The following is a 13,300-nucleotide window of genomic DNA, read 5'->3' as shown; positions in this document are numbered from 1 at the left end:
TAAGAAAATACTTAGAAAGATATGCCGTAAAAAATAATAATTTTCTGAATAAAATTCATGTTATTATTTTTTTGTAAAAGCAAATTCATAAAATATATTGTGAGGTTTATTTTCATGAAAGGAAAAAGCATAAATGGACTGATGATTCATATTCGAGACGAACATCATATTAATATTAGTGGCTCAGTAGATAAAAAAAGATTAACAGAAATGGGATACTACCATGGTTATAAAGCCTATCGTTTTTTAACTAGCAAAGATAATCCACTAAACGTTTCTAACTTCTCTCAAATAACAGCATCTACAACTATGATATGGCGTTAAAGCAAGTCATGTATCCATACATAATGAAGCTAGAAACCTTACTTAAAAATGTAGTACTCAACGAGATTGTTACAGATAACGTTTCTTTCTCAAGTGTGTTTGAAAACCATTTAACACATTTTAGAGAACTGCCAGCTGGTAGTTCTAACTACAAAAAAGAAATGTCCAAGCGACTCAGACTGAAGTCAAAACTTGAAAAACTTATTGCTGACAATTATTCTCGACCTTACGTTCAGCACTACATTAACAGTGAACGGTCCCTTCCTATTTGGGCATATTTTGAGCTTATGATGATGGGCACTTTGGTAATTTTGTATCACTATTAAATACTCAAACAAAATTAAACATCGCCAAGGCGTTACACACTGCAAATACTGCTATTGATACTGATGGTTCAATTCTTGTCGACCATATATTCATCTTAAAGGATTTAAGAAATGCCATTGCACACAATAATATCGTGTTTGATACTCGTTTTCGTAGTGCGAAAATCAAAACTAGGGTTGGCAAACAGTTAAAAACAGAATTCAACATTCCCGTTGATATTAACTTTAGAACTATAACTGACTATCCTATTCTAATTGCCCACTACTTTAATAATTTTGGCCAATCAAAACAAGAAACAAAACGCTTTATCAAGTCATTCTTATCAAGTGCAGAAAAATTAAAAAACGACTTAAATGACAACACAATTGCATTCCGTATTCTTGGATCTGATTATGACCTAAAGTTAACGTCAGTAATTACTAATTTGTAGGCGTAATTTTTGATAAATCAAACCCCTTTTCTAAAAATTGACATCCCCATTTTTTTACGCTAATATATTTAATATAAATTGCGGCGACGGTTTTCGGACCACGCCTAAAACGTCCTGATCCGTCGGGACGTTTTTTATTTTCTTAAAATATGTTAACTACACAAAAAAACGACCCTATAGGTCGTTTTTTGTTTACAGGCGGAAATGAGCCACCCAAAATAATTCAACTTCATTCATCCAAGTCCTTATCCAACAAGTCCGCCGCGGATTTTTGATCACGCTGCATCAGGTGGAGTTTGTAGATGTAGACCACAATTGTGCGGACAATGGCATAAACTGGGACGACAATAATCATACCGATGATGCCCCAAAGGTTGCCGGCCCCAAGCAAGAGCAACATCACTGTTAATGGGTGAATTTGTAAACTCTTACCAATCAAAACTGGGTAGATAATCGAGCCGTTGACCTGTTGGACAATCGCCATCGCAATGGCAATTCCAATCACCATCTTCCATGAAATCGACAAGGCCACGATTACGGCTGGGATAACCCCGATAAAGGGACCGATGTAAGGGACAATGTTGGCAATCCCGGCAATGAAACCAAGTAACCAGATATAAGGCAGACCAGTCAGGCCGTACCCAATACTCATCGCAAATCCAACAAAGATCATCTGGATGGCCTGACCAGAGATGTACCGTTCAATTGTCCGGTCGAGTTGCTTGCCCAGCTTTTGGACATCTGCTTGGTTCTTCTTGGGGAAGAACTTTTCCATGGCGGGCAAAAAGCGGTTGGAATCATTTAACATGTAAAACAAAATAATTGGAATCGTCAAGGCGTTAATGGTAAATGAAGTTGCCCCCATAATGACCGACTGGATGGTACCAGCAGTTGCGGACAGCACGGAAGTGCTGTATTTGGCAACGTTTTTCTTAATTTCATCATCAGGGACCATGATATCCAAACGCTTAAACCACTCTTGGTTAGTGACGTCTTGGATAAATTCCTGGCCGCGGTTAATAAAGTCCGGCGTTGAACTAATCAAGTTCGAAATTTCATTTAAAATCAGCGGGATAAAGATGATCCCGGCCCCAATAATCACCAACAAAAACAGTGAAAAAGTGATGATCACGGCCAAAGACCGGGGCATCTGCCACTTGCCAACCTTGACCCTTTGGATCAGCTTTAAAATTGGCTTCAAAACATAGTAGAAGAAGCCCGCCACCAACAACGGCATAAAAACCGTGTTGGCAAAGACTGCCAAGGGGTGCATGATAAAGTCAAAGCGGAAAACTAGGTAAATTAAGCAGGCGACCGCCAGTGCTTCAATCGTCCAGAAAAATAATTTTTTAGCTTTTTCATTGGGAAACATCGTCAATCTCCTTTAGAGCGGAAAGTAATTTATGTTGGACTTTGGGCAGCGCCAACGCCTCTTCATCTGCTATCGAGAAAAAAGACTGGTTATCTGCTAAAGCAAAATCCGTCGGCAAATCTTGTTCAACCAACCAAATCTCCCACCGTCGGTGGGAAAAGACGTGAACGACCGGCTTGATGGTCAACTGAGTGCCAACCAACTCTTCAACCGAACCGACTTCTTTTAAAGGCAGGGTCCAAAAACCAGCCAGCAAACCAGTTTCTGGCCGGTGTTCGTACAATAGCCGACCGTCACCATCCCGGCTAACCTGGGCTTGGTAGACCTGGCGGACTGGTTTTTTCTTCTTGGTTTTAACCGGGTACTGGTCCTCGACCCCGTCGCGGTAAGCGGCATTATAGGACTTAACCGGCGAATGGGCAGTATCCGGGTTATCGGTCTTCATATAAGTTGCCCCAAGGTCCATTACCGCTTGGTTAAAGTCACCAGGCCGGTCTGGGTCGACCAGGGGTTCAATCGCCTGGTAAAAGACCTTCCTAGTCTTAGGTTGGGCAATATCATCGTCAATTTTGAGCAAACGGGCGAAAACCCGGAAGAAGTTCCCGTCAATCGCGGGTACCACCTGGCCAAAGGCAATCGAAGCGATTGCCGCTGCCGTATAAGGGCCGACCCCAGGCAAGGCCAGCAAGTCATCGTATGATTCGGGCCAATGGCCGCCTAAGTCGTTAGTCACGTATTTGGCAGCCTTGTGTAGGTTTCTGGCCCGGGAATAATAACCAAGGCCTTCCCAAAGTTTTAAGACCAAGTCTTCATCTGCCACCGCTAAGTCGGCAACCGTTGGCAGGACTTCCATAAAACGGTTAAAATAAGTAATCACCGTGTCAACCCGGGTCTGCTGGAGCATTAGCTCCGAAACCAAAACCCGGTAAGGGTCATGGTCTTTCCGCCAGGGTAAGGTCGACCGACCTTCCTGGTCATACCAGGCTAAGAGGTCTTTGCGAAAGGCTTCAATTGTTGCTTGGTCCCAAATCTCCATACCTAATATTATAACACTTGAAAACCCTGAGAAAAGCTAGTATAATAGTTCTTTGTACGAATGGTTTATAATTATTTAAATATAAGGAGTGACTACTATGGCAGTAAAGACGCCGTTGAACTCATTTGCCCGTGGACGTAAGGTAGGACATGATTCTGCTAAGAAGAAGCGCCAAGCAGCTGTTGCTCAATTGCAACAATGGGCAAAGGGTAAGACAAAAGAAATCCCTAACACCAAGTAAGAAAACTAGCCTAGCGCTAGTTTTTTTCTTTATCATTGGCAAAATCAACCAAGTTTCTTGCCTTAGAAACAAAACTTAGTTTATACTAGATTTAATAAGCTATTTTGCTTTTCGGAGATTTTCTATGATCATAAATGTTGAAAACAAGCAACGCCGTCGAGCAGTCTTTGCTGCTCTACTTTTTATTATCCTTGCCGTCTTAGTCGGAACCAACGCTGCTTTTCCAAGCCAAATGGACGAATCAATCCGGTCCTTTATGGCCGGGACGCAAACTAGCTACGGAGACGCCTTAATGTCGGTTGCTTCATTTCTTGGTTCACCTGAAATTAACATTGCTTATGCTTTGATTTTGGCAATTGTTTTACTCTTGGCCGACTTAAAAATCCCATCAATCTGGGTCTTGTTGACTGCTGGTGGCGGTGATGTGATTACCCAAATCATCAAGGTCTTGGTCCGGCGCGACCGGCCAGTTGGTCACTTACTGTCTGACAACGGGTTCTCATTTCCCTCCAACCATGTTCTGGCGATGTGGGTAACGGTCATGATGATGTTCTTGCTGGTTACCCCCAACATTAACAACGCCGTCATCCGGATTGTGGTCAAGTGGCTTTTAGTCACCCTAGCCTTGATGGATATGGTTTCCCGGGTTTATTTCTCAGCCCACTACACCTCTGACACCATCGCCGCTTACCTCTTGGCTTACGCCTGGGTAATCTTGTGTGCCAGTCTTTATCCTGTGGTTGCCTCATACTTGAAGCGCAACTTCCACTACTTTAAAGACCAAGAAGCCTAGGCCTTTCGCTCTAGCAAATAAAAATCCAAACTCAAAAAGCGACCCACTGATTTTATCAGCGGGTCGCTTTTATTTGTTATCAGTACTTAATTACTTTTGGTAGTCATCATCTGACATGGCTTCAACTTGACCAAGCAAGTAACCATTACCAACTCCTGAGAAGAAGTCATGGTTTGAAGTTGAAGTTGAAATTCCGTTCATCACAACCGGATTAACGTCTTCGGCGTTGTCAGGGAACATTGGTTCTTGACCCAAGTTCATCAAGGCCTTGTTAGCGTTGTAGCGCAAGAAGGCCAAAACGTCATCGGTCCAACCGATTTGGTCGTAGATTTCATGGGTAAACTTTTCTTCGTTGTCGTACAAGTCGTACAACAAATCATACATCCAAGCCTTCATTTCTTCTTGTTCGTCTTCAGAAAGCTGGTTGAAGCCGATTTGGAACTTGTAACCGATGTAAGTACCGTGGACTGATTCATCACGCAAGATTAACTTGATGATTTCAGCAACGTTTAACATCCGGTTGTGGCCCAAGTAATACAATGGCGTGTAAAAACCAGAGTAGAACAAGAAGGTTTCCAAGAAGACGGAAGCAACCTTCTTTTGCAAAGGTGTTCCAGTTTGGTAAATATCGTTAATCTTGTTGGCCTTGTATTGCAAGAATTCGTCAGTGTCAGCCCATTCGAAGGTAGCATCGATTTCTGACTTTTCATTCAACGTTTCAAAGATTGAAGAATATGACTTGGCGTGAACAGATTCCATAAATTGGATGTTGTTCAAGACTGCTTCTTCTTTTTGGTTAACAGCATCACGACGGAGTGAAGCCATTCCGTCTTGGGACTGCAAAGTATCCAAGGTGGTTAAACCACCAAAGACCAAGTTGTAAACCCGACGTTCTGTTTCGTTCAAGTCCCCACGCCAGTTACGCAAGTCGTTTGAAATTGGGACACGGGTGTCCAACCAGAATTGCTGGGTCAACTTTTCCCAAGTCGCCTTATCTAAGGCATCTTCGATATCATTCCAGTTAATCGCTGTATATGAGCCCTTATTTACGTGTTCCATCTTAATCTCCTAGTGTTTCCTTGATCTTTTGGTAGATCTTCTCGGCGTCCCGGCTAGTACCACGGAGTTCGTAGTCGCCTAACAACGGGGTTTGGTATTTGTCAGCATAGCGCTTCGCCGTCAAAATATATTGGTCATTGAAGTTCCGGTTGCCAGAACCAACCACGCCCTTAATCAAAGTGGCGTTTTCCTCAAAGTCGATATAGTCTTGCAGCGCGTTCGTGAAAATTTCAGTGACTTCCGGACCCGTGCCAGTTCCACCCGTCAAATAAGTGGGTACCACTGCCACAAAGGGCTTGGCCTCAACTTGAAAATCAGTTTCTTCGCCGACCGCTAAGGTATCAAGGGCATTGCCGTCGGCCTCAGCCTCGGCCTTAAGCTTTTGGATGAATGATTCGGTGTTGCCTTCGATACTAGCATATAAGAGCCGGTAGGTCGCCATAGTGGGTCCTTTCTGTTGGTGGGTACTCATCAGAAAACCCATCAGCCACAAAATAAAAAATGCACAAACATTTAACATTGACTAATTTAACAAGAAAGTTGACGGAGGTCAACTATCCAATATGTACGGTGAAATCGCTTCCACCCTATCACTATCGGCCTTTGCGGTCGTTTGTGACAAAACTTACAATTCGTTAGAATGATTTTACAAAAAGACACAAGGGCCTTAAATTGAGCAAGACTCACATTCGTTGATACCAGATTCTTGGTTATCATCGGTGAAGGTCCGGACATAGTACAAAGACTTGATACCCTTGGTAAAGGCGTAGTTCCGCAACAATGACAAGTCACGAGTCGTCATCTTATCAGTCCGACCATTCTTCCAATCATACAAGCCCTCGGGAATCGTTGACCGCATAAAGAAGGTCAATGACATTCCCTGGTCGACGTGTTCTTGGGCAGCCGCATAAATGTCGATCACCTTCTTCATGTTGGTGTCATAGGCTGACACGTAGTAAGGCATCGTTTCATTTGATAGTCCTGGGGCTGGATAGTAAACCTTCCCAATCATTCCTTCTTGTCGTTCTTCAATCTTGTTAACAATTGGTAGCAATGAAGCGGTCGTGTTGTTAACGTATGAGATTGAACCAGTTGGCGCAACGGCGTGACGGTAGGCGTTGTACAAACCATTTTCCATGACTTGGTCACGAAGTTCTGCCCAGTCTTCCTTAGTTGGCACTGGCAAGTTGGCGAACAACTCCTTAACCTTTGGTGTCGTAGCTGACCAATCCTTGGTCAAGTACTTTTCAAAGTATGAACCATCAGCGTAAGCTGACTTATCAAAGTCCTTGAAAGTTTCCTTGCGGTCGATGGCAATCTTCATGGAAGCCTTCAATGAGTAGAAGTTCAAGGTCATAAAGAAGGTCTTGGTAAAGTCCAAGGCTTCTTCGTCACCATACATCATCTTGTTTTGAGCGAAGAAGGCTGCCAAGCCCATTGCCCCCAAACCAACAGCGTGGTTTGATTGGTTCCCGTTTTGTACGGAAGGCACAACGTTCAAGTTGGATTGGTCTGAAACAAATGACAAAGCCCGGATCATGGCTTCGACAGAAGCACCAAAGTCAGGGGTCTTCATCATGTTAACGATGTTGATTGATCCCAAGTTACATGAGATATCTTCACCTAGCTCCGTATAGTTTTGTTCATCATTAATCGTTGATGGGGTTTGAACCTGCAAGATTTCAGAACAAAGGTTAGAAGAAACGACCTTACCGGCAACAGGGTTGGCCCGGTTAACCGTATCGACGTTAACAACATATGGGTACCCTGACTCTTGTTGGAGCTTTGAAATTTCTTCTTCAACAGTTCGTGCTGATACCATCCGACGATTGATCTTGTCGTTGGCCAACATGTTGTCATATTCAGCAGTCAAATCAACGTAGTTGTAAGGCACGCCGTATTCACGTTCCACATCAACTGGTGAGAACAAGGCCATTTCCTTGTTATCCTTGGCCAATTCGTAGAACTTGTCTGGCATCATCAACCCAAGTGACAAAGTCTTAACTCGGACCTTTTCATCGGCGTTTTCCTTCTTAGTTGAAAGGAAAGTCAACACGTCGGGGTGGAAGACGTTCAAATAAACAACCCCAGCACCCTGACGGGCCCCAACTTGTGATGAGAATGAGAAAGAATCTTCCAACAGCTTCATAACTGGGACAATTCCACCAGCTGAGTTGGCGATTCCCATAACGGGTGCACCGGCTTCACGAAGGTTGGACAAGTTGATTCCAACTCCCCCTCCCATCTTGGACAACTGTAAGGCAGAGTTAATGATCCGACCAATGGAGTTCATGTCATCGCCTGATTGCAAGACGAAACAAGAAACCAATTCACCACGGCGAGCCCGGCCAGCATTCAAGAATGAAGGGGTTGCTGGTTGGTAGCGTTGGTGGATCATTTCGTTGGCCAATGACATGGCCAAGTCTTCATCACCATTCGCGTAGAACAAAGCGTTAAAGGCCACCCGGTCCAAGTATGATTCAACGTAGTAAGCCTTATCGTTGGTCTTTTGGGCGTACTGGTTGTAAAACTTGAAGGCCGCCATAAAGGAACTAAAGTGGAAGTCTTGTTCTTCTAAAAAGTCGTACAACTTTTCAATGAAAGACATCTCGTATTGGTCGACGAATTCCGGTTCCAAGAAATCGTTATCAATCAACCATTGGAAGTGTTCAGCGACTGAACCAAAACGCTTCATGTTTGGTTCAACGTTTTCCTTCATAAAAGCTTCCAAAGCTTCTTGGTCTTTGCCAAGTTGGATTTGGTTATCCTTTGGAATGTTGATTTCGTTGTTTAAATCAAAGTATGTAACCTCATTGAGGTCTAAATCAAGTAGTGACATCTACTTCCCCTTCTTGAATGCATTGGAAAATTTCCTGCACCCTTACTTAAAATATTTCAGCTAGGCCAATTTTTTTCAGAGTGCAAAAAAAGACGACAAAAAACCTTAAGCCGTCAAAGCTTTCAATGCTGAAGGCTGGAAGCCAGAAAAGGCTTCTTGACCAGCGATTTGAACAACTGGAGTCTGCTTGAAACCAGCTTCTTTCAATTGGTCAACATATTCTGGTTGTTCGTTAATGTTGATTTCGTCATAAGAAACACCGATTCCATCGAGGTACTTCTTCGTCATTTTGCATTGTACGCAATTATTTTTGGTAAAGACCGTTACTTGAGACATATTCTAGGTCCAACTTTCTCTTAAATTTCAACTTCCCCCGTTGGTGCGATGCGGTTTGCAATCAGCACTGGGCAATTGAGCTAATTACTAGTTTAGACGATTTTTTTGAGAGTTCAAGGTCTAAAATTGTCTGCACAAACATTTGTTCGGACAAAGCCTATCAGACTAGGCTTTTTACAAAAATAAGAATTTTAATTCACAAATGTTACTAAGGTTGCAAAAGGCCCGTCTGTTCACTTTCCATGATTTGTAAGGCTCATTTTTCACGAAGAAAGCCCAAGTTTAGGGAGGCGAACAAATTTTTTCTTTGTGAATTTTTCGGCCCAAATTTTCCTAGACCAATTTCAGAACTGGTTTAAGAAACACTTTGCCTTCAGACCATAGCACTTTTGGTAAAATTTGATATAATAGAAAGTAATTTATCTAATAACTATTTATGAAAGTGAAATGAGGTATTTAACTGTGGATTCTGGACCTTCGTTCTTATTGAATACGTTCGTCATTATCTTTATCTTATTATTGGCGGTCTTGTTTACGTTAACGGAGTACTCACTCGTTAAGGTCCGCTTATCGGCCTTGGAAGCCCTCCAAGCCGACCGCGAAAAACCTTCTAAGAACATTGCGCATGCCATTCACATGGTCTCGCACTTAACCGAATTCTTATCAACCGCCCAGGTTGGAATCACTTTAACCTCCCTAATCTTAGGGTGGATTGGTGAAGAAACGGTTGCTGATGTGATTTTAGCAACCCACATCTTGCCAAGTGATTATGCTAAGCCCGTGGCTTCAGTGTCTGCCATCGTAATTTTCACGATTGTCCACGCTGTCTTCACCGACTTGGTGCCAAAAAACATCGCCATCGAAGAACCAATCAAGGTCTTGCTCTTTATCGTCAAGCCCGTCCGCTTCTTCCACGTCCTCTTGTACCCCTTCATTTGGATTTTGGATCATTTGTCAAATGCCATTACCCATATGCTTGGCTTCCAAGTCAATTCAGAAGAAGATATTTACTCACAAACCGAAATCCTATCCCTATCTAAAAATGCGGCGGAAGCCGGTGAGCTGGATACCGAAGACTTGACCTTCATGCAACGAGCCTTTGAAATGAACGATAAGGTCGCCATGGATGTCATGATTGACCGGACCTCGATGGACGTGATTGACGTGATGGACCCAATTTCTAAGGGTCTGGACGAGTACTTGCAAAAACGCCACTCCCGCTTCCCGGTCGTGGCGGAAAACGACAAGGATAAAGTTTTAGGCTACGTCTTTAATTATGACCTTGTCCGTCAAAACCGGATCTCCGGCCAAGAGCCCGTCGCCCGGATTATGCGAGATATCCCAGCCGTTAACGAAAACATGGACTTGCACGACGTCATGGATGAAATGATGATCAAGCGGTCCCCAATCGCAGTGGTAGTTGATGAGTACGGTGGTACCGCCGGAATCATTACCGATAAGGATATCTACGAGGAGCTCTTTGGCTCTGTCCGCGATGAAATGGATGACGTTGCCGATGACTACATCGAAAAGCTCGGTGACCGTCGTTACAAGGTTTCTGGTAAGACAACCTTGTATGACTTCCAGGACTACTTTAAGACCAACATCAAGGAATTGGACGATGATGAAGCCGTCACCTTGACTGGGTACGTCTTAAAGCGTGACCCTGAGTTTAGAACGGGTGATTCCCTGCGAATTGCCAACTACCAGGTCACAGCCCTCTCTTATGAAAATGCCTTTATCCCAGAATTTGCCGTCAAGGAATTGGACCCCGAACCAGAGGAACCATCAACTGACAGCGAAGAAAATGATGACCAAGGCAGCCAACAAGGTGAACGGCACTTTAAGTCCGACCAAGAACGGATCAAGTTCGAATTGGACGAAAAGCGTAAGCGCCAATAATAATTTTCATGCCGGTGACTGTTAAACAGCCGCCGGTTTTTTCTTTGAAAAATTCGCCGATTGTAAAATTTCAGCCCGAACTTTCGTGGTACACTTAAGGTATTCTAATCCATCATTTTTGATGGCGAAAAATCAGAACAAAAGGAGCCTCATTCATGGCAAGTATCGACGTTTACATGGTCCGTCACGGTCAAACCTATTTTAATTTGCTCCGGCGGTTTCAAGGCCACTCGGATGCCCCATTAACTGAAAGTGGCATCCAAGACGGCCACAAGGCTGGTCAGCGCTTGGCTAAGGTCCACTTCGATGGTGCTTACTCATCAGACTTGACCCGGGCCATCCATACCGCCCGCTATGCTTTGAGTGAAAACCAGGCCAGCTCACCCAAGGAACCAACGACCTTGCCCAACTTCCGGGAAGAAAACTTTGGTTCTTTTGAGGGTCGGGACTCCCAGGTCACCCAAACGGACCTGAATGCCCACACCGATAAGGCCTACGGCTCTTATTCTGAAATGGTCCAAGACCTATCAATGCCAAAGGCAATGGACCTCTTTGCCGCGGTTGACCCCTACCACCTGGCCGAAACCTATGATGAATTTATCACCCGGGTTCAAAAGGGCTTTGACCAAATCCGGGCCATGCACCAAGACGGTGACAAGGTTCTCTTAGTCTCTCACGGTACCACCATCCGCGGTGTCGCCGATTACTTTGGCCACCCCGAAATGGCCGCTGATTCCGTCCACAACGGTGGGATTATGCACCTGCGGTTAACAGATAACGGGGCTGATATTTTGACCTACAACGATATCACCACGGTCTTTGAAGGTTAAGTTTTTTTCAACATATTATTTTGCAAGCGGTGGCCTTCCCACCGTTTTTATACATCCAGAAAGGCTCCCTATGGCAAATAACCCCGCTGGCACAACCAGTACCGATACCCCTGCTCGTCCAGTCCTCCTAGCCGGCCTAAAGTCCGACCAAAAACAGAACTTGGACTACGAGTTAAAAGAATTAGAAAACTTGGCCCTGGCCAATAACCTCCACCCGGTGGAAACTTTCTTACAACCACTCGAACGGCCCAACCCAGCAACTTACTTCGGTAAGGGCAAGGTCGAAGAATTGAAGATTGCCGTGAAAACTTACGAAGCCGACCTGATTGTCACTAATGACGAACTCTCGCCTTCTCAAATCCGGAACTTAGAAGAAGCGACTGAAGCCACTGTGGTTGACCGGACTGGTCTGATCTTAGATATCTTCGCTCAGCGGGCCCAGACTAAGGTTGCTAAGCTCCAGGTTCAATTAGCCCGGTTGGAGTACCAACTTCCCCGGTTGCGGACCTCAATGTCGGTTTCCCTCGACCAGCAAACTGGTGCCGGTGGCGGTGGCTTTACGAGCCGTGGTTCTGGTGAAACCAAGTTGGAACAGTCCCGCCGCCAGGTCACCAACGAAATGGTTCAAATCAAAAAGGAACTGGCCGAATTGCAAAAAGACGCCAGCACCCAGTCGAAAAAGCGGCAGGAAGCTGATTTGCCAACAGTCGCTCTGGTCGGTTATACCAACGCCGGTAAGTCAACCTTGATGAACCAGCTGCTTGCTCGCTTTGGCCAGGGAGCTGAAAGCGAAAACGTCAAGCAGGTCTTTGAAAAGGACATGCTCTTTGCGACCTTGAACACCACCATCCGCCAGTTAACGCTGCCGGACAAGGCCCAATTCTTACTTTCTGATACAGTCGGCTTTGTTTCCAAGCTCCCCCACCACTTAGTGGCCGCCTTCGAATCAACCTTGCAAGAGGCCGCTCAGGCGGACTTGCTCCTACAAGTTGTCGATGTTGCTGATGACCACCACGAAGCGATGATGGTCACAACCAAGGAAACCTTGGCACGACTAGGGATTACCGACAAGCCAATGATTACGGTTTACAACAAGGCCGACCAGGCTGGCTTAAACTACCCAATCATTGATGGCGACCAATCAATTACGATTTCGGCCCGTGACCGGGCTTCCCAAGATGCCGTGATTGATTTGATCAAAAAGGCGGTTTTCGCCAACATGCAAGAAGTGACTTTGCACGTGCCCTTCGCCGATTCAGCGGTAGTTGCCACGATTCTAGACAAGCACGCCCTAATCAACCAAGACTTTGACGAGCACGGCACCCTCATCCGGGTCGCTCTCAGCCCTAAAGAAGTTGACCAATACCAACAATACTTAGCCTAATAAAAAACGCTCTGACAAGCTGTCAGGGCGTTTTTAAATGGAATTAGCAAAGAAGGTCCCCGGTCAAAGAAAACTGGCCCTTGGTCACGAGTCCAGCCAGGTTTAGTCCGTTCTTTTTTCCAAAGAAAAAGCCGGTTCTCATCTGAGAACCGACTGATAACTTATTGCCCCTGCTGGGATCGAACCAGCGCATGGAGGTACCAAAAACCTCTGCCTTACCACTTGGCCAAGGGGCAATCGTAAAGTCTTGCTGACAGTCAAGCCAGCGGGATTACGCTACCCGTCAAGGTAGCAATGGGAGCGGTAGGATTCGAACCTACGAACCCGAAGGAACGGAGTTACAGTCCGTCGCGTTTAGCCAGACTTCGCTACACTCCCAAAATCTTTACGACTAAAATAGTATAGCAAGCAAAGCCGACTTTGGCAA

At 44.9% G+C, this 13,300-nt stretch carries 13 protein-coding genes and 2 tRNA genes; 7 read left to right on the top strand and 8 right to left on the bottom strand.

Annotated elements, in window-relative coordinates; translation table 11 throughout:
* Positions 1 to 114: 114 nt before the first annotated feature.
* Together AC5162_RS02665 and AC5162_RS02660 are read left to right on the top strand one after the other, a co-directional pair.
* Positions 115 to 324: a hypothetical protein gene (locus AC5162_RS02665; RefSeq protein WP_496533701.1), complete on the top strand. Its 210-nt coding sequence runs from the start codon at positions 115 to 117 to the stop codon at positions 322 to 324.
* Positions 315 to 650: an Abi family protein gene (locus AC5162_RS02660; protein ID WP_496533700.1), complete on the top strand. Its 336-nt coding sequence runs from the start codon at positions 315 to 317 to the stop codon at positions 648 to 650. The genes AC5162_RS02665 and AC5162_RS02660 overlap by 10 nt, the downstream gene beginning before the upstream one ends.
* A 660-nt stretch (positions 651 to 1,310) precedes the next feature.
* On the opposite strand, the gene AC5162_RS02655 is transcribed toward AC5162_RS02660, so the two are convergent.
* On the bottom strand, positions 1,311 to 2,453 hold the full coding sequence (locus AC5162_RS02655) for an AI-2E family transporter (protein ID WP_496533699.1): 1,143 nt from the start codon (positions 2,451 to 2,453) through the stop codon (positions 1,311 to 1,313).
* Positions 2,440 to 3,489 (bottom strand): A/G-specific adenine glycosylase, encoded by a 1,050-nt coding sequence (gene mutY / locus AC5162_RS02650; RefSeq protein ID WP_496533698.1) that lies wholly within the window; start codon positions 3,487 to 3,489, stop codon positions 2,440 to 2,442. The genes AC5162_RS02655 and mutY overlap by 14 nt, the downstream gene beginning before the upstream one ends.
* A gap of 97 nt (positions 3,490 to 3,586) precedes the next feature.
* On the opposite strand from mutY, the gene AC5162_RS02645 reads away from it, so the two are divergent.
* Positions 3,587 to 3,730, top strand: coding sequence for a hypothetical protein (locus AC5162_RS02645; protein WP_496533697.1), 144 nt, complete (start codon positions 3,587 to 3,589; stop codon positions 3,728 to 3,730).
* Positions 3,731 to 3,854: 124 nt separating this feature from the next.
* Entirely contained in the window at positions 3,855 to 4,523 is a 669-nt protein-coding gene (locus AC5162_RS02640) for a phosphatase PAP2 family protein (RefSeq protein WP_496533696.1), read from the top strand.
* A gap of 90 nt (positions 4,524 to 4,613) precedes the next feature.
* Here the strand turns inward: AC5162_RS02640 and nrdF are convergent, their stop codons facing one another.
* From nrdF to nrdH, 4 genes are all read right to left on the bottom strand, one after another.
* Complete coding sequence (gene nrdF / locus AC5162_RS02635; RefSeq protein WP_496533695.1) at positions 4,614 to 5,582, bottom strand: class 1b ribonucleoside-diphosphate reductase subunit beta; 969 nt, start codon at positions 5,580 to 5,582, stop codon at positions 4,614 to 4,616.
* A gap of 1 nt (position 5,583) precedes the next feature.
* The gene (gene nrdI, locus AC5162_RS02630) at positions 5,584 to 6,024 is read right to left on the bottom strand and encodes a class Ib ribonucleoside-diphosphate reductase assembly flavoprotein NrdI (protein WP_496533694.1); all 441 of its coding nucleotides are present in this window, start codon (positions 6,022 to 6,024) and stop codon (positions 5,584 to 5,586) included.
* Positions 6,025 to 6,249: 225 nt separating this feature from the next.
* The gene (nrdE, locus tag AC5162_RS02625; RefSeq protein WP_496533693.1) at positions 6,250 to 8,421 is read right to left on the bottom strand and encodes a class 1b ribonucleoside-diphosphate reductase subunit alpha; all 2,172 of its coding nucleotides are present in this window, start codon (positions 8,419 to 8,421) and stop codon (positions 6,250 to 6,252) included.
* A gap of 105 nt (positions 8,422 to 8,526) precedes the next feature.
* Positions 8,527 to 8,757 carry a glutaredoxin-like protein NrdH gene (gene nrdH, locus AC5162_RS02620; RefSeq protein WP_496533692.1) on the bottom strand — a complete coding sequence of 77 codons (231 nt, stop codon included), beginning with the start codon at positions 8,755 to 8,757 and terminating at the stop codon, positions 8,527 to 8,529.
* 462 nt (positions 8,758 to 9,219) lie between these two features.
* On the opposite strand from nrdH, the gene AC5162_RS02615 reads away from it, so the two are divergent.
* From AC5162_RS02615 to hflX, 3 genes are all read left to right on the top strand, one after another.
* Positions 9,220 to 10,659: a hemolysin family protein gene (locus tag AC5162_RS02615; RefSeq protein WP_496533691.1), complete on the top strand. Its 1,440-nt coding sequence runs from the start codon at positions 9,220 to 9,222 to the stop codon at positions 10,657 to 10,659.
* A 155-nt stretch (positions 10,660 to 10,814) separates the two neighbouring features.
* Positions 10,815 to 11,489 carry a histidine phosphatase family protein gene (locus AC5162_RS02610; protein WP_496533690.1) on the top strand — a complete coding sequence of 225 codons (675 nt, stop codon included), beginning with the start codon at positions 10,815 to 10,817 and terminating at the stop codon, positions 11,487 to 11,489.
* A 70-nt stretch (positions 11,490 to 11,559) separates the two neighbouring features.
* Positions 11,560 to 12,873 carry a GTPase HflX gene (hflX, locus tag AC5162_RS02605; protein ID WP_496533689.1) on the top strand — a complete coding sequence of 438 codons (1,314 nt, stop codon included), beginning with the start codon at positions 11,560 to 11,562 and terminating at the stop codon, positions 12,871 to 12,873.
* A gap of 164 nt (positions 12,874 to 13,037) precedes the next feature.
* Here the strand turns inward: hflX and AC5162_RS02600 are convergent.
* Both AC5162_RS02600 and AC5162_RS02595 read right to left on the bottom strand, forming a co-directional pair.
* Positions 13,038 to 13,109, bottom strand: a tRNA-Gln gene (locus tag AC5162_RS02600).
* Positions 13,110 to 13,168: 59 nt separating this feature from the next.
* A tRNA-Tyr gene (locus tag AC5162_RS02595) sits at positions 13,169 to 13,251 on the bottom strand.
* Positions 13,252 to 13,300: the final 49 nt, after the last annotated feature.

This window comes from Fructobacillus sp. ChS1-6f1-1-27 (assembly GCF_059579415.1).
Note: the sequence above shows the minus strand (reverse complement) of the source record. Positions and strands in the feature narration are given on the sequence as shown.